Origin of the sequence: Mangrovimonas futianensis (assembly GCF_021245805.1) — a bacterium.
In the GTDB taxonomy this organism is placed as follows: Bacteria; Bacteroidota; Bacteroidia; order Flavobacteriales; family Flavobacteriaceae; genus Mangrovimonas; species Mangrovimonas futianensis.
This window is the reverse complement of the sequence record NZ_JAJJNF010000005.1, coordinates 304,113-328,608: the sequence shown is the minus strand read 5'-3', so window position 1 is coordinate 328,608 and position 24,496 is coordinate 304,113. Positions and strand designations below refer to the sequence as shown.

At 34.5% G+C, this 24,496-nt stretch carries 17 protein-coding genes and 3 tRNA genes; 7 read left to right on the top strand and 13 right to left on the bottom strand.

Annotation, left to right across the window (positions count from 1 at the left end; all coding sequences use genetic code 11):
- The first annotated feature begins 59 nt into the window (after positions 1-59).
- From LOK78_RS10510 to LOK78_RS10500, 3 genes are all read left to right on the top strand, one after another.
- Positions 60-2,114 carry an HD family phosphohydrolase gene (locus LOK78_RS10510; RefSeq protein WP_232634865.1) on the top strand — a complete coding sequence of 685 codons (2,055 nt, stop codon included), beginning with the start codon at positions 60-62 and terminating at the stop codon, positions 2,112-2,114.
- Between the two features lie 278 nt (positions 2,115-2,392).
- Positions 2,393-3,829 (top strand): LuxR C-terminal-related transcriptional regulator, encoded by a 1,437-nt coding sequence (locus tag LOK78_RS10505; protein ID WP_232634864.1) that lies wholly within the window; start codon positions 2,393-2,395, stop codon positions 3,827-3,829.
- A 183-nt stretch (positions 3,830-4,012) separates the two neighbouring features.
- Positions 4,013-7,168 (top strand): Ig-like domain-containing protein, encoded by a 3,156-nt coding sequence (locus LOK78_RS10500; RefSeq protein ID WP_232634863.1) that lies wholly within the window; start codon positions 4,013-4,015, stop codon positions 7,166-7,168.
- A gap of 244 nt (positions 7,169-7,412) precedes the next feature.
- Here LOK78_RS10500 and LOK78_RS10495 read toward each other — a convergent pair.
- The 11 genes from LOK78_RS10495 to tsaD form a co-directional block, all read right to left on the bottom strand.
- A tRNA-Arg gene (locus LOK78_RS10495) sits at positions 7,413-7,486 on the bottom strand.
- 37 nt (positions 7,487-7,523) lie between these two features.
- Positions 7,524-7,598 (bottom strand) — tRNA-Pro (locus LOK78_RS10490).
- Between the two features lie 6 nt (positions 7,599-7,604).
- Positions 7,605-7,688: transfer RNA gene (locus tag LOK78_RS10485), tRNA-Ser, on the bottom strand.
- 139 nt (positions 7,689-7,827) lie between these two features.
- Positions 7,828-8,487: an HAD family hydrolase gene (locus LOK78_RS10480; protein ID WP_166958271.1), complete on the bottom strand. Its 660-nt coding sequence runs from the start codon at positions 8,485-8,487 to the stop codon at positions 7,828-7,830.
- A 77-nt stretch (positions 8,488-8,564) separates the two neighbouring features.
- Positions 8,565-9,743 (bottom strand): class I SAM-dependent methyltransferase, encoded by a 1,179-nt coding sequence (locus tag LOK78_RS10475; RefSeq protein WP_232634862.1) that lies wholly within the window; start codon positions 9,741-9,743, stop codon positions 8,565-8,567.
- A gap of 7 nt (positions 9,744-9,750) precedes the next feature.
- Positions 9,751-10,839 carry an AI-2E family transporter gene (locus LOK78_RS10470; protein WP_232634861.1) on the bottom strand — a complete coding sequence of 363 codons (1,089 nt, stop codon included), beginning with the start codon at positions 10,837-10,839 and terminating at the stop codon, positions 9,751-9,753.
- 22 nt (positions 10,840-10,861) lie between these two features.
- A complete protein-coding gene (locus LOK78_RS10465) occupies positions 10,862-11,359 on the bottom strand; it encodes a TrmH family RNA methyltransferase (RefSeq protein WP_166958277.1) in 498 nt (165 codons plus the stop codon).
- A 17-nt stretch (positions 11,360-11,376) separates the two neighbouring features.
- On the bottom strand, positions 11,377-12,018 hold the full coding sequence (locus tag LOK78_RS10460) for a DUF4159 domain-containing protein (protein WP_232634860.1): 642 nt from the start codon (positions 12,016-12,018) through the stop codon (positions 11,377-11,379).
- A gap of 1 nt (position 12,019) precedes the next feature.
- Positions 12,020-12,724: a 16S rRNA (uracil(1498)-N(3))-methyltransferase gene (locus tag LOK78_RS10455; RefSeq protein WP_232634859.1), complete on the bottom strand. Its 705-nt coding sequence runs from the start codon at positions 12,722-12,724 to the stop codon at positions 12,020-12,022.
- Positions 12,724-13,350, bottom strand: coding sequence for a peptidylprolyl isomerase (locus tag LOK78_RS10450; RefSeq protein ID WP_166958281.1), 627 nt, complete (start codon positions 13,348-13,350; stop codon positions 12,724-12,726). The genes LOK78_RS10455 and LOK78_RS10450 overlap by 1 nt, the downstream gene beginning before the upstream one ends.
- Positions 13,351-13,448: 98 nt before the next feature.
- Positions 13,449-14,474: a tRNA (adenosine(37)-N6)-threonylcarbamoyltransferase complex transferase subunit TsaD gene (gene tsaD / locus LOK78_RS10445; protein WP_053969879.1), complete on the bottom strand. Its 1,026-nt coding sequence runs from the start codon at positions 14,472-14,474 to the stop codon at positions 13,449-13,451.
- A gap of 129 nt (positions 14,475-14,603) precedes the next feature.
- Between tsaD and LOK78_RS10440 the strand changes: the two genes are divergently transcribed.
- The 4 genes from LOK78_RS10440 (at position 14,604) to LOK78_RS10425 (ending at position 22,088) form a co-directional block, all read left to right on the top strand.
- On the top strand, positions 14,604-18,974 hold the full coding sequence (locus tag LOK78_RS10440) for a translocation/assembly module TamB domain-containing protein (protein ID WP_232634858.1): 4,371 nt from the start codon (positions 14,604-14,606) through the stop codon (positions 18,972-18,974).
- A 155-nt stretch (positions 18,975-19,129) separates the two neighbouring features.
- Complete coding sequence (gene pfkA, locus LOK78_RS10435; protein WP_166958285.1) at positions 19,130-20,116, top strand: 6-phosphofructokinase; 987 nt, start codon at positions 19,130-19,132, stop codon at positions 20,114-20,116.
- A gap of 16 nt (positions 20,117-20,132) precedes the next feature.
- A complete protein-coding gene (gene gap / locus LOK78_RS10430; RefSeq protein WP_053969882.1) occupies positions 20,133-21,134 on the top strand; it encodes a type I glyceraldehyde-3-phosphate dehydrogenase in 1,002 nt (333 codons plus the stop codon).
- Positions 21,135-21,218: 84 nt separating this feature from the next.
- A complete protein-coding gene (locus LOK78_RS10425; protein WP_053969883.1) occupies positions 21,219-22,088 on the top strand; it encodes an N-acetylglucosamine kinase in 870 nt (289 codons plus the stop codon).
- 33 nt (positions 22,089-22,121) lie between these two features.
- On the opposite strand, the gene LOK78_RS10420 is transcribed toward LOK78_RS10425, so the two are convergent.
- Both LOK78_RS10420 and LOK78_RS10415 read right to left on the bottom strand, forming a co-directional pair.
- Positions 22,122-23,159 (bottom strand): GMP reductase, encoded by a 1,038-nt coding sequence (locus tag LOK78_RS10420; RefSeq protein ID WP_232634857.1) that lies wholly within the window; start codon positions 23,157-23,159, stop codon positions 22,122-22,124.
- Between the two features lie 121 nt (positions 23,160-23,280).
- Positions 23,281-24,492: a sensor histidine kinase gene (locus LOK78_RS10415; RefSeq protein WP_232634856.1), complete on the bottom strand. Its 1,212-nt coding sequence runs from the start codon at positions 24,490-24,492 to the stop codon at positions 23,281-23,283.
- Between the last annotated feature and the right edge of the window lie 4 nt (positions 24,493-24,496).

Below are 24,496 nucleotides of genomic sequence, written 5' to 3'. Positions count from 1 at the left end.
TTTAGGACTTCTGACATTGGACAATATTTTTATTACATTTGAAACTCTGAATGTTATCAATGAAAGACCTTGTAAATTTCTTCTATAAGAACCATTCCTTACTGTATAAAGTTCTTCTTTTTGTATGTACCACATTTATAATCGTTTACCTATTTCCTAAGAGTGGAAAATTTAAATACGATTTTGAAAGAGGGAAACCTTGGCAATCAGAAAATCTTTATGCCCCTTTTGATTTTGCCATTAAAAAATCTGAAACGGAAATAGACCAAGAAAAGAAGCAAATTCAATCAGAATCTTACTTGTATTTTAATTTAGATTCCAGTGTTAAAGAGTCTGTTTTAAACATTTATGATGAGGAATTTAAAGTAGATTTTCCAGATTCAATTTTGGTTGGTAGAAAAAGGGATGTTTACCAATTTGGAATAGACTTTTTAAACAATCTCTATGCTCATGGGGTCTTGAGTGAAGATTATGATTTTGCAGAAGAAAAACAAGCCATAATACTAGACGACAACGTAGAAAAGAAAACAGTAAACTATTCTGAATTGATTAAGCAAAGCCAGATAAAGGCAATGTTAAACAATCAATTAAATAAGAAAGGTTTATCACAGTTTACCACACAGTTTGTAGCCTTGTTCTTTGATATCATTGAGCCTAACCTAACCTTCAACAAAAATTTGACTGAAAAGTCGCTTCAAAACGAACTCGATAAAATATCCTACACACGTGGTAGTGTGGAACGAGGTACTTTACTTATTTCTAAAGGTGAGGTCGTTGAGGGTGACAAGTTTCAGAAATTAAAATCTCTAGAAGCTGAATATGAATCACAAGTATGGACTAAAGCCAATTATAACTGGGTTTTGGTGGCATACACCTTACTAGTCTCATTAGCCTTATTAATGCTATTACTCTTTTTGCGTAAATACCGGTTTGAAGTCTATGAAAACAACACCAAAGTTACTTTTATCTTTTTCAATATTTTATTGATGGTATTCCTTACCACTTTGGTGGTTAATTATAATTCACAGTATATCTATGTAGTGCCTATATGCATCCTTCCCTTGGTTTTGAAAGCCTTTTTTGATGCCCGCCTAGGTTTGTTCTCACATGTTTTGACGGTTTTGCTTCTAGGTTTTATAGTTCCAAATAGTTACGAATATATGTTTTTGCAAATTATTGCAGGAATAGTAACTATTTTAACGGTTTCTGAACTTTATAAAAGGGCCAATCTGTTTATTTCCGTAGGACAGATTACCTTAATATATTTAATAGCTTATTTCGCTTTTTATGTGATTCATGAAGGAAGTGTAGACGGTATTCAGTTGGTGACCTTTGGAATGTTTGTGTTATGTGGATTGGCGACACTATTTGCTCAACCCCTTATTTATGCCTATGAGAAGTTGTTTGGTTTGGTTTCTGACGTTTCACTATTGGAATTGTCTGATACCAATTCTAAGTTATTAAAAGAACTTTCTAACAAGGCGCCAGGGACTTTCCATCACTCCTTGAATGTTGCCAATTTGTGTGAAGCTGCAGCCAGTGAAATAGGGGCTAATGCTATGTTAGTAAGAGTAGGGGCGTTGTATCACGATATAGGTAAAATGTCCAATCCCACTTATTTTACCGAAAATCAGTCGACGGGAATCAATCCACATGATGAATTATCGGCTAGGGAAAGTGCAAAAATCATTATTGATCACGTCATCAATGGCATTGAAATAGCCAAAAAGAATAACCTTCCTGATCGTATTATTGATTTTATAAGAACCCATCACGGAACCAGTGTGGTTTATTTCTTTTATAAGAAAGAAAAAGAAGCTTTAATGCTTGATGAATTGGAGGTAGATGAATTTTCTTATCCAGGTCCCAAACCATTCAGTAAAGAAACAGCTATTTTAATGATGTGTGATAGTGTTGAAGCTGCTTCCAAAAGCTTAAAAGAACCGACTTCCACAAAAATTGATGCCTTTGTAGAAAACATTATTGATAAACAAATGGCTGACGGACAGTTTTTGAATGCCAATATTACCTTTAAAGAGATACAATCCATTAAAAAGGTTTTAAAACGGAAACTAGCGAATATTTATCATTTGAGGATTGAGTATCCTGAGTAAACAATTAACTTTATAGTATCTTTAAGTGATCTTCTCATAATTAAAATAATATTTTGACGATTTCACTTATGTAATAATCAAATGCATTCCCTTATTCAGAAAATGACTTATTAATTCTTTAATTCTATTGGTTCATGTAATAAAGTAAGGGAATGTCTAGGGAAGATTAATTTCAATATATTTGATTATTTTTATTCTATTGTTGCATTTTTATTTGTCTTAATTCCTAGACAGATTTTTTATTTTTTTAAGAAACTTGAGATTTGATAGCAAGACTTTTGAAGACATTTATATTATCCTATAGATTCCCGATTATTTTAATTTCTATTTTCTTTTGTTTTAATATATCGGGGGTTTGTCAAACAAATAGTTTTCATCATAGAGTTAATGAAAACGGTAAGCTCTTTATTCAGGACATAGATGCTGCCTATAAAGAGCTGGGAATTTTACTTCTAGAGGCTGTAAACAGAAAAGATACGATTACAGAGTTGATGCTCCTTGAAAGAAAATGTAGATATTTCTATAGTAAAAACCAATCGGATAGCTTATTTGAAGCATCTCAATTACTTAAGAACCAAGGCAAATTATATGAGGATAGCTATTCAGAGGCTATGGGTAATGTATATGAAAGTGAGATTTATAAGACCAATGAATACTATAATGAAGCGTTAGATAGACTTAAGATTGCATATGCGGCTCTTGAGAAAGACGATAACAATAGTAAGCGAATCTTCTTTGCTAAATCTAATGTTTTGAATGGTATGGCAGATGTCTATAATGAAATGAACCAACCTCAAGAAGCTGTAAGAAAACTGCAACAAGTAGCTAAGAGTTATACTATTTTAGGAGAACGAAATGATGCGGTAGCCCAATTTCAATATCTTAATTATAGCAATATCGCTAGTAGTTACCTAACCTTCAATTTAGATTCGGCTAGATTCTATGCACTTAGATCAATTGAATTAAGCAATGTAGCAAAACCTGAAGGTAGGGTTATGATAACTAATTATTATGTTTTAGGAAGAGTTTATCAAGAAGAGAAAAAATTTGAACAGGCATTACAGAATTATAGAAATGCTGTTTCATTAAGTGAAGAAGTAGGTGAAAATTTAAATTTATACGAACTTTATTCTTCAATGCGAGATATTTTTGAAGAATTAGGTCAGAATGACAGTTTGATTTTGTATGAGAATATGGCTCGAGGTCTTGAAATTGATCACCTTCAAAATAAATATAACAGTTTAAGAAAAGTAAGTTCTATTCCGCAGAAATCAAATGATAAAAGCAATTCGTTCTGGATTTCTATATTAATAGTAGGTATTTTGTTAATAATAATCTTTACTATAATTTTTATCTATAAACGTAGTTCGAAGGATATAGCTCAAAATATGGAATCCCCAAGTTCGCTTGAAGATTCGTATAACAAACTTTTTGAACTTTATAAAAATCAGGATCCTTCTTTTTGGTATGTATTTGAGAATATATTTCCAAATTTTTCTAAACAGCTGTTATCAATCAATCCCAAATTATCTCAATCGGAGATTGAATTTTGTGCACTTTTAAAACTTAATTTATCTTCCAAAGAGATTGCTAAATACTCCTTTATTGAAACCCGAACTGTACAAAATAAAAAGTATCGTATTCGAAAAAGATTGAATATTCCTAAAAACACCGATTTGTATATTTGGTTTAATTTACTTGATTCAGAAGCTTAATTAACTGACTTTCAAAGTAGAGTATGTGTTGTGTATGTATTGGTTTTAGATAAAGTAATTCATAGTGCACCATTTGGCATGTATTAGGTGTCAATTGTAAATATATTTATTCCTCAATAAAAGTGAAAAGGTTTCTTAAGTCTTTTTAAAATTCTCATAATCTTTTAAACAAAACAATTTACAATGAAAAAAAATTACTTTTTTATTTTATTCTTTGCTTTACTATTTAGTCCATTTACTTACGGACAGGTTTGGCAAGATGTAGGATCCACCTCGGCAGTTTCAGCTGGTGTTGCGGGAAGACAAACTCTTGTTTGTGATCAAAACGATGATTTAATTGTTGGATATTATGATACATCGGTTATTGATGGTTCAGTACAAAAGTATTCTCAAGTAGATCAATCATGGTCTTATGTTGGAGGAAGTGCAGGAATAACAGGGGCATATACCACTTATAATTCCCTTGCTGTAGATACGGATGGAGTTATCTATTTCTCAAATCAAGCGGCTTATCCAGCAACTGGACAAGAGATTAGAAAGTTTGAAAATAATTCTTGGAGTCAATTGCCAAATGTAACAACCACTTCGGTGAATTTTAATACAATTTATGTTTCACCTGATGATGTTCTTTTTGCGGCAAATAATGCTAGCAATGGTACTGTAAAAAAATACATTAATGATAGTTGGCAACAAATAGGTGCCACCGGTTTTACGGGAGGAGTTCCATTTTTCTTAGATATGGTAGTTTCTAGTACAGGTACCGTTTACCTTAGTTTTAACAATAATGGTTTTTTACATGTGTACCAAAATGATGTCAATGCTTCTGAAACGGATACTTGGACACCTGTAGGGGGTATAGCTAATTTAGCGGGAGCACCTAATACAGAAGATTACAATTCATCCTTGGCAATTGATAGCGAAGATAATGTTTATGTGGCCTATGTTTCTGGATCATCCGAGGGCAATAAATTGAATGTGCAAAAATTTGATGGAACTTCTTGGTCTCAAATAGGTTCAGCAAATTTCACTGCCAATCGCGTTAAACATACAAGTATTGCAGTAGGTGCCAACGACATTATATACGTAGCTGTCAGTAACTGGGAAGATGAGGATTTGTTAAAAAATTATGTTATGGCTTATGACCCTGCGGTGGGTACTTGGGGGCAAGCAGGTACTGGTTATGCTTCAGAAGGTCAAGCAACGTATAATTCCTTAGCTGTAGACAGTAATGGGAATTTATTCCTATCATTTTCAGATTCTGAGCTAGCCGCTTTATCTGTTAAAACCTTAAACTTAAATGTCACGGCTGTTTCTGATATTGAAATAACACCTGAAACAGGTTTAGCAGAAATTACAGAAGATAATGGAGCCTTACAACTAATAGCTACTATATCACCTAATGAAGCTAATCAAGATGTGATATGGAGTATAGAAAGTGGGGAAGGATTTGCTACAGTAGACAATAACGGTTTAGTAACGGCAATTGCTTCAAACGCAATCGTAACGGTAAAGGCTACTTCAGTTGAAAACTCATCTATTTTTGATACAATTGAGGTGACCATTACCAATCAAGATAGTGATGTAGATCCCATCTCCGTTGATGTTGTTACTGCCACTGGAAATTTTCCGGATATATTTGCAGTGGGTAATACGCTTCAATTATTTTCCACAGTACTACCTTTAGAAGCAGACCAAGATGTAGTTTGGTCTGTAGTAAATGATAATGGTACAGTAACGGTTGATCAAACAGGTTTGGTGACAGGGCTAGCTGAAGGTTCAGATTATATTAGAGCAACCCATATTGATGGAACCATTTATGGAGAAATTTTGGTTAATGTTTGGGAAAACGGTTGTACTCAAGGTACAGGAGCTTGGGAATTTGGTTTGGGCTACAATATAACCGCCAATACACTTTATAGAGGTGCAGATGATTTTATTGTTGAAGAAGGAATGAGATTTGAAGTTTCCAAATTTCGTTTTCATATTATAACCCAAGGCAATAATATTAGTAATGTAAGTCTGAATTTCTTAACAGATGATCAAGGCACACCTAATGATGATGCACTATACACCGTGGTTGATTTAGTTCCAACTTCTGTTAAATATGTTACTGATCAAGGATTGGCTGGAAGTCAGTACGAAGTTGAAGTTGATTTGCCAGAGCCATTAGCGTTTACACAAGGAAATTATTGGGTAAGTCCTCAGGTAGAAACCGCGTCAGGAAGCAGTGTTCATTGGGTTGTGATAATCGATTATGATTTAGGCTCCAACTATTACAAAATTACTGATCAAAACGGTTGGGTGCCGCAAGAAGGTTTTGACGGTTCTTTTGAAATTACTGGTAATTGCACTCCAATGGATATTATTGTATCTACAATAAATGGAGAAGATACCGATATATATGTAGGTGAAACATTGCAATTGGAGGCAGAAGTGACAAACAATCAGGCATATTCTTGGAGTATTATAGAAGGAAACGATCATTTAAATATTAATACTAACACTGGTTTGGTAACAGGAATTTCTGTTGGTGAGGCAGTTGCAAGAGCTTCATTAGTGGAAGATGAATCTGTTTACCATGATATTACTATTAATGTTTTAGATCCAGACGAATGTGGTCAATTTGCATTAGCTAACGATTTTGAAAGTGCTTATTCTTTTGAGAGTTTTTCATTGGCAGTAGATTTCACAGTAGATTCTGGACAAGAGTTTACTGTACAAAGTATTACGCCTACTGTGGTTAGTTATGGTACTAATTTTACATTTAATTTTTATGAAGACAACAATGGATTACCAGGCTCTGAGATTGGCACGACTTCAGGAAATATAGTGTATGATTGGATAACTGGAGTTGGATTTGAATATTATTTCCATCGTTATACTGTAGTTTTAGATGATGCTTTCACATTTACAGAAGGTACTTATTGGGTAGAAATTCAATCTGATGCTCTTGCATGGGAAGGTAGTACGGCTGGAACTAATGGATATGCGGGCGCAATCAATTCTGGTTCTGAATGGAGCTTGAATCCTCAGGGAAGTGAGTATGTATATCAAATTGATGGTGTCTGTACAGAGTCTTCATTAAGTGTTTCAGATTTTGACTATATAAGCTTGTCCTATTATCCTAACCCCATTAAGGACACGTTAACTATTAAAGCTAAAGAAACTATTGAGGTAATAAAACTATATAACATTAATGGTCAAGTTATTTTAGAAGAGGAGGTCCACTCTAAAGAAACTTCTCTTAATACTAAATCTTTATCATCAGGTATTTACTTAAGTAAAGTTACCTTAGTTAATGGAGCGACAGAAACCTTTAAGGTAATAAAACAAAATTAATTACAGTGACTTAGATTTGAAATCAAGATATTTGATAACCTATGAGGCTTCCATTTTATGGGCCTCATATTTTTTTACCCTTTTATTTCTTTTAGCTATTAATGGCTTAAATTAATTCTTAAGACCAACAACACAATCTTACGAAAAAGGCACTAAAACGTAAACTGGCGAATATTTATCATTTGAGGATTGAATATCCTGAATAAAACAAAAAAGCCATATCATTTGATATGGCTTTTTTTTGTGATCGCGACAGGATTCGAACCTGTGACCGTCTGCTTAGAAGGCAGATGCTCTATCCAGCTGAGCTACGCGACCCCTCAATCACGCTAGTGCGTGATGAAAATTTTAACTGTCGGGGTGGCAGGATTCGAACCTGCGGCCTCCACGTCCCAAACGTGGCGCGATAACCGGGCTACGCTACACCCCGAATCAGCGGAGAGACAGGGATTCGAACCCTGGCAACACTTACGCGTTGACAGATTAGCAATCTGCTCCATTACCACTCTGGCACCTCTCCTTAAAAACAAATAAAAGAACGTTCTTTAATTGCGGATGCAAATGTAACTTTTCATGCTTAAGAACGCAACTATTTTTTGGTTTTTTTCGTAAAAAATATTTAAAGTGCTGATATCATATTTTTTAGCCCTCTTGAATAATTAATGAAATTCCTTTTGAATCAAATCATGGTGTATTTCAGAATAATCTTTTATCACTTTATCAGCTTGTGTGTAATCTTGATCTTTTGAGTGGAAACTATCATAAGCTACGCAAAATAGTCCAGCCGCCTTAGCTGCTTTTATTCCGTTTGTAGAATCCTCAATAACCATACATTCCTGTTTTTGAAATAAAGTCGATTCATAGGCTTTAAGGAATATTTCTGGATGCGGTTTGGAAGCTTTTAATTCGGCACCACTAAACTTTTCTGTAAAATACTGGTTGAGCTCAAACCTGTCAAATACGCTGTTGATTGTGCTTCTATGTGCCGAAGAGGCCAAAACCAACTTAAGACCTTGAGCATGATAATTCTGAATTAGCTCTAAAACACCATCAATGAGACTCAATTCCTTATCTGTTACAAACAATTCTTTAAAACTATCCCTTTTGATTTGCACCAATTCTTGAGGGGCATGACTTAAATTAAAATCTCTGCAAACTCCCTTACAGGTATCTAGGGTTGAGCTTCCTGTCCAGGTGCGGTAATAATCGTCAGAAACTTCAATGCCTATTTTTTTGAACATGGAAAAATAAGCTTTGTGATGTAAAGGTTCGGTGTTTACAATAACACCATCCATATCAAAAAGTACTGCTTTTAGCATATAAATTGTTTTGTCGCGAAGATACAAAGTGCTGACTTATCTTGATGTTAAAAAGATTTAAAGCTTTTAAATGGAACCTATGAGGTTTTTTGACAAACCAGAATTATTTTATCACCTTCACAATTGGTGGTGAAAAATAAATAAGTTTCACCGCCATCTTTTATCTTAAACTTTTTACGCAATTGCTCTACGCTTTCAGGAAAATTTCTAGTGGTGATATTGGCCTTGGTTATATTCAATTGCTTCAAGGCCTTTTTATTATAGGCTAAAATTTGAAGGATTTTAAACGACCTACCAGGGAATTCCAATAAGGAATCTGAAGTATATAAATGACTATGTTGGTGAAGTTTTTTTATGTTGAAGTATTTGGTCAATACTTTAAAACCACCGGATTTTAAAATGGCAGAATTAGGCTCATATACAAATGTTTTGGGCATTCCATAAAGAACTTCTTGTTCCTTTTCCTCAGACGGAAAGAATGAAAATGGAGAATTTTCATGACCTAAATTGATGGTTTGTATTTTTGGTTCATTTGTAAACCCTTTTTCTAATACCCAAAGGAGCTCTTTTACTTCATTGTTTACAGCCACTACATGTATTTCTTTGACATTTTGTAATTCACCTAAGCCAATGGATATATCAAGTAGCGGTGAGGTTTTAATGAGTATTTGATTTGTTTTTGAAAAGAGTAAATCTAAATTCTTTGGGACGTTGGGTAGACAATCATCTAAAAGAAATACCTTGCCTTTAATCTCACTACGCCGAGAAGGATCAATGTAGACCCAATCATAAGTTTGATCTGTTTTATCAAGGAAATCTAAGCCATCTCCACAATAAGGTTGAATATTTGAAACATGGAGCTTTTCAAAATTATGGCGAGCTAGTTCTGATAAATATGAATTCATCTCACAATGAACAACTTGATTAAATTTTTTTGAGAAATAATAATCATCAACTCCGAGTCCTCCAGTAAGATCAATTAAAGAATCTCCTTCAATAATTTTAGATTTATACTCTGCTGTGACTTCTGAAGAGGTTTGTTCTACATTGAGTTTGTTAGGGTAGTAGATACCCGGTGTTTTAAACCAAGTAGGAAGTTTGTTTTGACATTTTTTCTTGGCTTCAATTTGCTCTGCTAATTCTTTGATATCAACATCATTAAATGGAGATCCTTTTAATATCAACTCATTAATGTTAGAGTTAATATTATTTTTTATAAAGTCTTGTTTTTCAGTATGTAATATTGCTTTATTCAAACAATTACTAGATGTCTTTGGTGAGTTCTTTTACAATTTTATTATCAGCTAAAAACTCTTTTAAAATAACCTTGATACTTGAATAGGCAGGAACCGCAACAATTAAACCAATAACCCCAAAAAGGACACCTGCTATAAGAATAACCAAAAAGATTTCTAAAGGATGTGATTTCACACTTTTCCCGAGAATTATGGGCTGACTGAAGAAATTATCAACCACTTGTCCTATACCAACAACGATGAGTACATACAAAGCTTTTGGTAAAATAACCTCACTAAAACTGCTGTCCAAATAATTGGTCATGGTCAGTAAAATCATGAGTCCGCCACCTATCAAAGGTCCCACATAAGGAATTAAATTCAATAAGGCGCACAAAAAGGCAATCACAATGGCGTTGTTAACACCAATTATGAGTAAACCAATCATGTAAATAACAAAGAGTACCGATATCTGAGCAAAAAGCCCAATAAAGTATCTGGATAATAGATCTTTAATTTTTAATGATGAGTTTTTATAATGATCTTCCCAGTCGTCAGGAAGAATGATCAAAATAATGCGATCAAACATTTTACTATCCCTTAAAAAGAAAAAGGCTATAAACAGTACTGAAAATAGGCCTATTCCAAAACTCCCTAATCCTGAAACTAAGGCATTAAAAAAATCAGGAAGAAAGGTATAATCAATTTTATTCAAAAGCTGTGATTTTTCCAATTCTTCTTCTAGGGTAGTGGAGCCAATATGGAAATGATCTGAAGTGTAAGAATAAATCGTTTCAACTTTACTTCGTAACTGATCAATATCCAAAAGAGATAAATTACTTCCCTGTTCTGCAATCAAAGGTATAAATAGACTAACCAACCCTAAAAAGAAGCCCAAAAAAATACAAATGGTAATGACAACAGCCACCGTATTGTTAAACTTTAATTTCCGTTTCATGAAAATTATTAGGGGCCTACCCAAAAGGGAAAGCACCACGGCAATCACCAAATAGACAATAATGGAACTAATTTGGTATAAAACAAATAAAATCAAAGCTATGGCGCCAATGGTTCCTACAGCCCTTAATATACCTTGGGAAATGATTTTTGCATTCATATTTGTAAATATATAAAATGCTTTACATTAATTGCTTAGTGATTTCATATAAAGCTATAGATGTCGCTTGAACCACATTCATACTGCTGTTTTGGCCAAACATGTCTATGTGTATGACGCTATCTGAAAGGTTTAGTCCTTCATTTGAAACCCCAAAATTTTCATCTCCAACAATTAAAGCCAAAGGGTGTTTGTGAAACTTTGAAGAAGATAAAGGTCTGCTATTGTCTGTGATTTCCAATGAAATTATTTCATAGCCTGACGATTTTAAAATTTGAACCGTCTCTTCAATGTTCTCTCTAATTTCATAAGGAACCACTTTTTCTGTCGATCTGGAAGTTTTGGTCATTTTCCTTCCATTCGGTATAGGTCCTCCTATGAAAATAATCTTTTCAATTCCAAATGCATCAGCTGTTCTGAAAAGGCTTCCAATATTTGGAGCATTAGAAATATGATCGCAAACCAAAACAATAGGATGGGATTTCTTTTTAAACGTGGTGTTGTAATGCGTTAATTGCACTTTACAGGTGTAGATTATTAATTGTCAAAAGCATATTTAATGATATTGGCACCCATTTTCAGCGCCTTTTCCCTAACGTTTGAAGGATCATTATGCACTATTTCATCTTCCCAGCCATCACCAAGGTCACATTCCAAAGTAAATAAGAGGATTAGTCTTCCTTCATGGAAAATACCAAAGGCTTGAGGTCTTTTTCCATCGTGTTCATGGATTTTTGGCAATCCTTCAGGAAAGGCAAAGGCCGTTGAAAAAATAGGGTGGTTAGCAGGTATTTCTACCAAATCCTTATCAGGAAATACTTTTTTCAATTCTTTTGTTATGTAAGGCTGCATTCCATAATTATCATCTATATGCAAAAAACCTCCAGAATAAAGATAATTTCTTAGGTTCTCAGAATCTTCCTCACTAAAGAAAACATTGCCATGGCCAGTCATATGAATGAATGGATACTGGAAAATATCCATACTCCCCACTTCAACGGTCTCTGGTTTTGTCTCTATTGTCGTATTGATGTTATTGTTGCAATAAGTAATAAGATTTGGCAGTGCTGTTGGATTGGCATACCAATCACCACCACCTTTATATTTTAAAAGAGCAATTTGCTGGGAATGACCTAAAAGAGCGCAACTAAATAATATTAAAAATAGATATTTTTTCATGCTATTCATTGACAAATGCAACCGAATGACAAGCAACAATAGCAGCTGTTTCGGTGCGTAAACGAGTGTTCCCCAAAGTTACAGGAATAAATTGGTTTTGGATGGCCATTTCAATTTCATTAACACTGAAATCTCCCTCAGGACCAATAAGAATAAGAATATCTTCCTTGGGATTAAGTTCCTGTTTTAGGGATTTTTTATCCAATTCTTCACAATGTGCAATGTATTTCTTTTCTGAATAATCCTGAGATACAAACGTAGAATAGGGTATAGGAGGATTGAGTTTAGGTAGATAACAGGATAGAGATTGTTTCATCGCCGATTGCAAAATCTTCTCAAAACGATCCGTTTTTACAACTTTACGTTCACTATGGTCACAAATAATGGGTGTTATCTCATCGATACCAATTTCTGTAGATTTTTCCAAAAACCACTCATAGCGATCATTCATTTTTGTAGGGGCTACCGCTAAATGCAATCTATAAGCTCTTGGAGCCTGTAAGGTGCTTTTAACAATGTTGGCAACACAATTTTTTAAATCCGCCACAGAGATTTCTGCCTCAAATAAATAACCATTACCGTTGGTGATATGTAATGTATCACCAACGGATTTTCTTAAAACTCTTACAATATGTTTGCTTTCTTCTTTGTCAAAGAAGATTTGAGAAGCATTTTCTGAAATGTTTGATTGATAAAATAGCTGCATTAATCTTTTGGTTCAATCACTCGTAATACTTTTATTTCTGTAAGTTCCTTTGGTGCTTGAGTCATAAAAACCATATAGTATTTATCTTCCGCAGGAATATCGACGATAAAGATATCATTTTTAGCGTGACCACCATAAATAATAGCTTCTTCCAATTTGGGATGAAGTGAGCCTTCTGTAAACCAACCGGTGTCGCCCCCTTGGCTCGCATTTCTATCCATGGAATAGACTTGGGCCATTTTCACAAACGGGATGCCATTTTCGTAGGAGGTAAGGATACGTTGTCTCAAATCGTTCATTTTATCATAAGAAATCTGCTTGCCATCAAAAAATATGTAATTGACGCGATAGTTAGGCACGATGTTTTTCTCTAGTACCTTGTAGTGTATAGACTCAAAACCTTGATCATCTGTTAAGGAGCCACCAATAGATTTATCAAACAATTGTTTGGCTAAGCTTGTTTGATGTTTGGCTTCATTAAAAGTGATGATTTTGCCTTTAAAGGCTTTTGTTTCTAAAAATGCTTCGGCTTGATTCATGTCAAAAATGGAATCCAATTGTTTGGTAGCATTTTGTGCCTGTAGCATGGAAGTGCCCACAAGTAGGGTGAGTAATGTTTTTTTCATTTGGGATTTAGTTTAGAATTTAAAATAAAGAAACTAAAAAATGGGGTGCCGTTTTACGACTCCTCAAAAGTTATCAACAGAGGTTTTAACAACTGAATTTATTGAATGGGTAACCGAGCGGCCGCAGCAACTTCTTGAGAAGCAAAGTCAGCTTCCAAATATTTTAAATATCCTACTATGGCAATCATGGCAGCGTTATCTGTAGTAAATTCAAATTTAGGCACATAAGTTTTCCATCCAAATTTGGATTCAGCATTTTTAAGGGCAGCTCTAATCCCTGAATTGGCAGAAACACCACCCCCAATGGCAATATGCTTAATACCTGTTTCTTTTGAAGCCTTTTTTAGCTTGTCCATGAGAATTCCAATAATAGTATACTGTATGGAAGCGCATATGTCATTAAGGTTTTCTTCGATGAAATTTGGATTGGCTTTTATTTCCTTTTGAATGAAATAAAGTATGGCTGTCTTCAATCCGGAAAAACTAAAATTCAAACCATCAACTTTAGGTTTTGTAAATTGAAATGCTTTAGGATTTCCCAATTGAGCATATTTATCAATTAATGGTCCGGCAGGATAACCTAAGCCCAATATCTTACCACTTTTATCATAGGCTTCACCTACAGCGTCATCAATGGTTTCTCCTATGACTTCCATATCAAAATATCCTGACACTTTAACGATTTGGGTATGTCCTCCAGAGATGGTCATAGCTAAAAAGGGGAAGGGAGGTTTATCAAACCCTTCTTCATCAATATAATGTGCCAAAATATGACCCTGCATGTGATTGACATCTATGAGAGGAATGTCTAAACCAAAGGCTAAAGATTTTGCAAAGGAAGTACCTACTAATAAAGACCCCATTAAACCAGGACCACGAGTAAATGCTACAGCATGTAATTGATCGGCAGTCAAACCAGCTTTCTTAATGGCACGGTCTACAACCGGAACGATATTTTGCTGATGGGCTCTGGACGCTAATTCAGGAACCACACCACCATATTCTTCGTGTATTTTTTGACTGGCTACAACATTACTTAAAATTTTGCCGTTATGAATCACGGCTGCAGCCGTGTCGTCACAAGAAGACTCAATACCTAGTATGTAAATATTTTCCGATTCCATTAATTAAAAATAGGCACAATAATTGTTAATTTTGACTCCAAAGTTATAACTTTAAAACGTATCAAAAAATATTTAAAAATACTCGCAAAGATTGCAGGCATTATTGTACTGCTATTTATCATATTAGTTTTGATACTTTCCATTCCCGCCGTACAGACCGCTCTAGGAAATTATGCAACCAATAGACTTAATGAAGATTTCGGAACAGACATTCATATTGGTAAAGTAGGGCTTCAATTTAATGGTGACGTTGAATTAAAAGAGGTTTTAGTAAGAGATTATACGAAGGACACACTTTTTGGAGCAGACGAAATCAATACCTCCATTATTAATTTCAAAAATGTAATGGATTCTAAATTGGCATTTGGGGACATTGATGTTTATGGCTTGGTGTTTAATTTAAAGACCTATAAAGGGGAAGTGGAAACCAATCTCGACCGATTTGTAGCTCTTTTTGATGAGGATCCACCCAGTGAAGAACCTAGTCATTTTTTGATGTCTTCTAGCGATGTGAGTATTTATGATGGTGTTTTTAGGTTGATTGATGAGAACAAGGAAACTCCTGAAATATTGGAATTCACAAATATTGGAATCAATACAACCAACTTCTTAATCAACGGGAGTAATGTAAGTATGCGTATCAATCAACTTACTTGCGACGATAGCAGAGGTTTACATATAGACAATTTAATAAGTGATTTCACCTATACACCTTCCAATATTTTACTTGAAAATTTGAGTATCAAAACAACTAATTCTGAGTTAGAAGGTGAAGTTAAATTCCTATATAACAGAGAAGATTTAGCTTATTTTACTGATAAAGTCCAAGTCGATGCTACATTTGAAAAAGCAGATATTGCTTTAAATGAACTTAATCACTTCTATAATGAGTTTGGAATCAATCAAAGAGCTAAACTGAGCGCCAAAATCTCAGGAACTTTAAATGATATGCAGGTTCGTGATTTAAGAGCTACCACTAGTTCAAGGAGTAAAATTTATGGAGATATAAATTTTAAAAATTTATTTAACGCCGCTGCTGACAATTTTTACATGAATGGTGACTTTACCAATTTAACTTCTAATTATAGAGATTTAAAGGCTCTTTTGCCTAATGTCTTGGGAGAAGCCATTCCATCGTCTTTTGATCGTCTTGGAGATTTTAGAATTGAAGGACAAACCGAAATTACTTCAACCATGGTCAAAGCTGATGTTGAGATTTTGACCGATTTGGGATTGATTGTTTCTGATTTAGAATTGCAAAAAATAAATGATATTGATAATGCATCCTATATAGGTAATGTGGTTTTTGATGAGTTTGATTTAGGTGTTTTTGTAGAAGATAGGTCCTTGGGAGTAACTTCATTTAATTTGGACATAGACGGAAAAGGATTTACGAGAGAGAATTTAAATACACACATCGATGGGGAAATTTTTAATCTTAATTATAATAATTACTCCTATAAAAAAGTTGCAGTTGCAGGAGACTTAACAAGTGACTTTTATAATGGATCTCTGGTTTCGCGTGACGAAAATCTAAATCTGGAATTTAACGGTTTAATTAGTTTTCAGGAAAAATCTAATTCCTATGATTTTGTAGCTGATGTTCAATATGCAAACCTTAAGGCCCTGAATTTTGCTAAAAATGATAGCATTTCCATATTCAAGGGATATATCGATATGCAAATGAATGGTTATGGTATCAATGATGCCGAAGGTGTTATTTATTTCTCAAACACGGTATATAAAAATCAAACTGATGAATATGTCTTTAATGATTTTGAAATCTCTTCAAGGTTCAATGGGCAAGAGCGTGTTATTACTGTTAACTCGCCAGATATTATTCAAGGAAAATTAAGCGGTGTTTTTGTTTTTGAAGAGATTCCCAAGCTTTTCAAAAATGCTATAGGAAGTAATTATTCAAATTTTAAACCCTACAAGGTTAAGCCTAATCAGCATATTGATTTTAACTTTAATATTTATAATAAGATTATTGAAGTTTTTATACCTGATTTAAACCTAGGGAAGGATACCTTTATAAAGGGGCGTGTTGAAAGCAATCAGGAGGAGTTTCAATTGGTGTTCAAATCTCCCGAAATTAAGTTGTTTGACTATTTTGCCGAAGGTTTGGAACTGCAGTTGGATAACAAAAATCCAATATATAACGCTTATATTGAAGTAGATAGCTTAAACACAAAATATTATAATTTATCTGAGTTTAGTTTGATAAATAAAACATTTCGAGATACTCTTCATATACGAACAGAGTTCAAGGGTGGGCAAAATAACAAGGATGAATATAACATAAACTTCTACCATACAATTAATGAAGAGAATCGTTCAGTAATAGGTTTTAAACATTCTGATGTTACTTTTAGAAACAATAAATGGATCATCAATAAGGAAAATAATAATTTAAATAGGTTTGAGTTTGACCACGATTTTAAAGAGTTTCAAGTGGATCGTTTAAAAATGGTTCATGAAGAAGAGGAGATCATGCTAACAGGGAGCTCAAAAGATTCTACATTTAAGGATATTCAGCTGCATTTTAAAGATGTTTATTTAAGTCATATAACACCAGAAGTTGAAGATCTTTCCTTAGAAGGGAAAGTAAACGGCAGCTTGGATATTGATCAAATAAAGGGAAAGTACTTGCCGTCTTCTTCGATAACTGTAGATGATTTGGTGGTTAATGAAATGTTTTTAGGTGCTTTTAATGCCAACATTGTAGGTAATGAAGATTTAAGTAAATACAACGTGCATGTAACCATAAAAGATGATATTAAAAAAACTTTTGAAATAATAGGGGTCATTAATTCAGATCAGAGGGACACCTCTATGGAGTTGGATCTGATATTTAATAAGTTTAAACTAGACCTATTAAATCCATTTTTAGATGATGTTATCAATAATATTAGGGGAGAGGTAACGGGTACGGCTATAGCCCGTGGAAGTTTAAGTGATCCTGACTTCTTTGGAGATTTAATTCTTAATAAAGGAGGAATGAATATCGTTGAATTGAACACCGATTTTCAATTTGCAGATCAATCAGAAGTGACGCTGGCCAAACAGAGTTTTATTTTTAATTCATTGGATGTTACCGATTCTGTTTATCAAACCAAGGGCAAGATAGATGGTTCCATTTCTCATACTAATTTTTCGGACTGGAGGCTTGATTTGGCTATTTCAAGTGACAATTTATTGGTTCTTAATACAGAAGCTAAAGAAGATGCACTCTATTACGGAACGGCTTTTATTGATGGATCTGCAACCATTAAAGGGCCATCTGATGAATTGGTTATTGATGTCATTGCAGAAACCAATCCTGGAACCGTATTTGTCATTCCTTTAAGTGAAACTGAAACAATTGGTGACAATTCCTATATTCACTTTTTATCTCCAGAAGAAAAGGCGGCCAAATTGAAGGGGGAAGAATTTATAGCTAGGGATGTAAAAGGTTTGGAACTGGATTTTGATTTGGATATTACTCGAGATGCCGAAATTGAAATAGTGATTGATCCTGTTTCCAAAAGTACCATTAGAGGCAGAGGAGAAGGAGCCCTTTTGATTGATATCAACACCAACGGAAAGTTTAATATGTATGGAGATTTTGTAGTGATTGACGGGGTATATAACTTTAGATACGGTGGTGTGGTTCAAAAAACATTTAATGTATTGGAAGGGAATTTAATATGGGAAGGAGATCCTTTAGACGCGAGAGTAGATATTAAAGCCTTATATAAAACAAGAGCCAATCCTTCACCGCTATTAGATAATCCAATAAATAGGAGTATAGATGTTAATCTAGTTACTGCATTATCAGGTAAATTGGAACGTCCTGATATCAATTTTGATTTCCAATTTCCAAATGTAAATTCTACCGTTAAATCAGAGTTGAATTATAGACTGGAAGCTAAAGAGGAAAGGGATAACCAAGCTTTATTTTTATTGGCAACAGGTTCTTTCTCTAGTAGAGGAGCTAACGTTAATTTCACTGGTACATTTGCAGAACGGCTTAATGGTATTGTCAATAATATATTGTCAAGTGATGGTGGTAAATTAAATGTAGGTGTTAATTATGAAGCGGGCCAAGTTACTCCAGAATATCAATCGGATGATAGGGTAGGGTTAACTCTTCAAACCAATATTAGTGACCGCATTGTTCTTAATAGTAAAGTGGGGGTGCCGGTAGGTGGTGCTGAACAATCTGTTATCGCTGGTGATGTACAAATTGATTTTTTACTTAATGAAGAAGGAACTCTAACAGCTACGGTATTTAATAGAGAAAACAGTATTCGTAATTTAGGTGAAGAAATAGGTTATACACAAGGACTGGGAATTACCTACAGTGTCGATTTTGATACATTTAGGGAATTGCTTCAAAAAATCTTCACTGGCAAAGTAAAAACTCCAAAAGTTGAAGAGGAGAAAAAAGAGGAAGAAATTCAAGATAATGAAGTACTTCCTGACTACATGGGATTCAAAAAAGACAACGACGAATAATACCCCAATTTTGTTTTTTTGATCAATTTTTATAACAATTTCTAAAAAATTATTAACGAAAACGATTGAATTCAAAGAATGCTCTAAATAAATGATAAAGAGCATGTTTTAATTCCATTTTGTTTAGTAGTTTTACTTTCCGAAAGATAAAAATCATGTCAAAAAGCATAAAAAAAATTGGTGTTTTCACCTCTGGAGGAGATTCTCCAGGAATGAATGCCGCTATCAGGTCGGTAGTAAGAACCTGTGCCTACCATCAGATTGAAAGTGTAGGAATTTATCGAGGGTATCAGGGGATGATTGAGGGTGATTTTAAACCCATGAATGCTAGAAGTGTAAAAGATATCATCAATAAAGGAGGAACGATTTTAAAGTCAGCAAGATCCGATGAATTTCGTACTCCAGAAGGTCGAAAAAAGGCCTATGAACAACTTAAAAAAGAGAATATCGATGCCTTAGTGGCTATTGGAGGAGATGGAACTTTTACTGGTTCATTAATTTTCAATAGTGAATACAATTTTCCAGTAATTGGAATTCCGGGAACCATTGATAATGATATTTTCGGAACTTCACACACCTTGGGATACGATACCGCTTTAAATACAGTGGTTGATGCAATTGACAAAATTAGGGATACTGCTAGTTCTCACAACCGTTTATTCTTTATTGAAGTTATGGGACGTGATGCTGGTCATATTGCCTTAAATGTGGGAGTAGGTGCTGGAGCAGAAGAAATATTGATTCCTGAGGAAGATTTAGGATTAGATAGACTTTTGGAATCTCTTAGAAGGAGTAGACGTACAGGAAAAACTTCAAGTATCGTAATCGTAGCTGAAGGAGATAAAATAGGTAAGAGTGTCTTTGAACTGAGAGATTATGTAGAAGAAAATCTTACCGAATATGAGGTACGTGTCTCTGTTTTAGGCCACATGCAACGTGGTGGTTCACCGTCTTGTTTTGACCGTGTACTAGCAAGTAGAATGGGAGTAAAAGCAGTAGAGAGCCTACTGGAAGGAAAAAGCAATTTCATGGTTGGTCTTAATGATGATAAAATGTCATTGACTCCATTAGATCAAGCCATAAAAGGACAATCAAAAATAAACTTAGAACTGTTACGTGTGTCAGATATCATGACCACATAAAATTTAATTAAATAATATGTCAACACTAAAATTAGGAATTAACGGATTCGGAAGAATAGGAAGAATAGTTTTTAGAGCTACCGTTAACAGACCAGATGTAGAAGTAGTAGCTATCAATGATTTACTTGATGTAGATCACTTAGCATACTTATTAGAATATGATTCGGTTCATGGAAAATTCGATGGAACGATAGAAGTAAAAGATGGCCATTTAGTAGTTAATGGAAAAACCATCCGAATAACTGCTGAAAGAGATCCAAAAGCTCTTAAATGGGATGAAGTAGGTGCCGATGTAGTTGCAGAATGTACAGGTATTTTCACTACTTTGGATACAGCACAATACCATATTGATGCAGGTGCTAAAAAAGTTGTAATCTCTGCTCCAAGTAAAGATGCACCTATGTTTGTAATGGGTGTAAACCATAAAGAAGCTAAAGCATCTGATACGATTGTATCTAATGCATCTTGTACTACAAACTGTTTGGCTCCAGTTGCCAAAGTATTAAATGACAACTTTGGAATTGTTGAAGCTTTAATGACTACTGTTCATGCTACTACAGCTACACAGTTGACAGTAGATGGACCATCAAGAAAAGATTTTAGAGGTGGAAGAAGTGCTTTATTGAACATCATTCCAGCTTCTACCGGTGCTGCTAAAGCGGTAGGTAAAGTAATTCCAGAATTGAATGGTAAATTAACAGGTATGGCGTTCCGTGTTCCTACCGCAGATGTGTCTGTTGTTGATTTAACAGTGAAATTGGAAAAAGAAACTTCTTTAGAAGAAATCAAAAAGGCATTCAAGGCTGCTTCTGAAGGAGACATGGAAGGTGTATTAGGATATACAGATGAATTGGTAGTTTCACAAGACTTTGTGAGTGATGCTAGAACAAGTATTTTTGATGCTGATGCAGCAATCGAATTGAACTCTACTTTCTTTAAAGTAGTATCTTGGTATGATAATGAATTTGGATATTCCAACAAATTAGTGGATTTAGCCCTTTACGTTAATAAACTATAATTTAATTTATATACGAATTAAGGCCGCAGTAACATTTGGGCGACTGAACTTCTTACTGCGGTTTTTTTGTATCTTTATATAATTATGATTTTAATAGTTGATAGCGGTTCCACTAAGTGCGATTGGATGCCAGTTGACCTTAATGGAAACCAAATTTCCGAGAAAATCAGGACTAAAGGTTTGAATCCTGCCATTCTTGAACAAGATCAGCTTCGTGAACGAATTTTAGAGAGCGAAGAGCTGATGGCGTTTAGGGATAAAGCCACCCATTTATATTTTTATGGAGCAGGTTGTGGCACAGAGAAACCTAAGCAAGCGCTTAGAGAAGTTCTGAATGAAATTTTTCTTTCTACTCATGTAGAAATTGAAGAGGATACAATGGCAGCGGTTCGATCTACCATTAATCATGATGACGAAGCCGCAGTAGTTTGTATTATGGGTACGGGATCTAATTGTAGCTATTATGATGGAACTAAACTACATCAAAGAGTAAAGTCCTTAGGGTATAGCTTAATGGATGAAGCAAGTGGAAATTACTATGGTAAAGAGCTGATTAAGGACTATTACTATAACCACATGCCATCAAACTTAAGTGTGGCCTTTGAACACAAGTATAATTTGGAAGCAGATCACATTAAGTACAATTTATACAAACAACCCAATCCTAACGCCTATTTGGCTGGTTTTGCTGAATTCATGATTTTGAATAAAGAGTCAGAATACATGAAGGAGCTTATTAAAAGAGGATTTAGATCTTTTGCTAGAAACATGATTATGCAATTCAAAGAGGAGCTTAAAACGGCACCAGTTCATTTTGCAGGATCCATTGCTTTTTTTGCTAAGGATGAGATTATAGAAGTCGCTGAAGAAATGGGCTTTAAACCAGGAAATTTTATTAGAAGACCAATTGAAGGTTTAGTAGAATACCACGTAAGGAGTCTAAAGCACGCTTAATATAAAAAGCCTTGAGAAATCAAGGCTTTATTTTTATGTGTAAATTTGATTTTCCTGCTCAGAAACCCTTATAAAGGTTGTTCGCTTAGTAAGTTCTTTTAATCGTTGTGCACCAACATAAGTACAGGTGCTTCTAAGCCCACCTAAAATATCTTGCAAGGTGTTTTCTACCTCTCCGCGATAAGGAACTTCTACAGTTTTTCCTTCACTGGCCCGATATTCGGCTACACCACCAACGTGTTTCTCCATGGCAGTTGATGAACTCATGCCATAGAACTGTTTAAAAACTTTCCCATCCTTTTGAATAATTTCTCCGCCACTTTCATCATGTCCAGCCAGCATACCTCCAAGCATAACAAAATCAGCACCAGCACCAAACGCTTTTGCTACATCACCAGGAGACGTGCATCCACCATCACTTATAATTTGTCCTCCCAAACCATGTGCGGCATCAGCGCATTCTATGATAGCTGATAATTGTGGATACCCTACACCAGTTTTTACACGTGTCGTACATACAGATCCTGGTCCAATTCCTACTTTTACCAAATCTGCGCCAGAGAGTAATAATTCTTCAACCATTTCCCCTGTTACCACATTACCAGCTATAATCACTTTATCAGGGTACTGTTCTCGTGTTTTTTTGACAAACTCCACGAAATGCTCAGAATAACCATTAGCCACATCAATACAGATAAACTTTAATTCAGGAAGCGTATGAAATAATTTCTTTAGTTTATCAGAATCCATTTGCCCTGTTCCCGTGCTGACAGCAATATGGTCGTAGATAGTAGTATGAGATGTTTGAATGAAAGACTGCCATTGCTCTAAAGAATAATGTTTATGAATAGCGGTGAACAAATTTTTCTTTGCCAAGGCTTGCGCCATTTCAAAGGTGCCAACAGTATCCATATTGGCTCCCATAATGGGTATGCCTTTCCATTTATATCCACTGTTTAGAAATGTGAATTCTCTTTCTAAATCTACTTCAGACCGACTTTTTAGTGTAGATCTTTTAGGGCGAAACATGACATCTTTGAATCCCAGCTTAATTTCATATTCAATACGCATATCTTCATAGGTTTATAGTACCTTTAAAAATACGAGTTATCAACCTCAAATGTTAGGTCTGAATAAAAAATTAAAGATTTTTTATCAACAATAAAGCTGATAAATAATAGCGTTGAAAATGTTATTCGGTTTTGATTGAAAAGATAAAGGACGTTCCTTGCCCCAATTGGGATTTGACCCTTATTTTGCCACCCAAACTATTCACTAATTTCTTTACCGTTGAGAGTCCTATACCATGGCCTTTGTTGCCAAATCGGTCGACATGCTCTAAGGTTGAGAATAACTCAAAAATTTGTTTCTTTTTTTCCTTAGGGATACCCATTCCATTATCTGTTACACTAATAATCACATGAGAATCCTTTCGTTCCTGATCTATAATAATTTCTGGGTCGTCCTTATCATTGTATTTCAGGCTATTGGTCAAAAGGTTTATGAGAATTTGCTCCAAAGCAGCCTTATTTGTATGTAATTCAATGTCTTCTTTGGGAATTTCAATACTGCAATTGATCTTAATATTTAAAATATCAATGACCTCTTCAATAAGTTGGTTTAAGGAGAAGGTTTCAGAAGGGAAAGTACTTTCAAAAGTATTACTCTCATAATAACCCAATAGATTGTTGATATAATCACTCAAGGAGAGGGAAGAAGATTTTAAGTTGTCTAAATAACCTACTCCCTGACTATCCAATTGAGATTTGTATTTAGATTTTATGATGTCTGAGGTAACAATCATATTAGCCAAAGGCATTTTCATATCATGAGCCACCTGGCCAGCAAAATCTTTAAGTTGCTTGTTTTTCTCTGACAGTTTTTTTCTGGTACGTTTTAACCTTTTATTGTATCTGTTTAGTTCAATAAGTTTAACCGTTTGTTTGGCCAATAGCATCAAAACATCTTTTTGTTCCTTGCTAATTCTATTGGGTTTGCTATCCACGACACAAAGCGTACCAATTCGGTAATTATTTTTATCAATTAAACTTACTCCTGCATAAAAGATAACAGGGTTAGTTCCAGTTTGTGTAAATGGATTATTCAAGAATCGGGGATCGATGGTAGCGTCTTCAACAATAAAAATGTCATTTGGATCTCCAATGGCGTGATTGCAAAATGAAAATTCCTTTTGCGTACTGCAAATATTCATTCCTTTTGCGGATTTTATCCACACATCATTCTCATCGACAATGGAAATTAATGAAATGGGTAAATTGGTGGCAGCAATGGCCAAATCTGTGATATTATTGAAATCAGAGCTATTTTGGCTTCTACTTAATTGATAACTTTTAACGGCTTTCAGACGTTTTTTTTCATCAAAATTAACGATTGAGGTTTGCATGGAT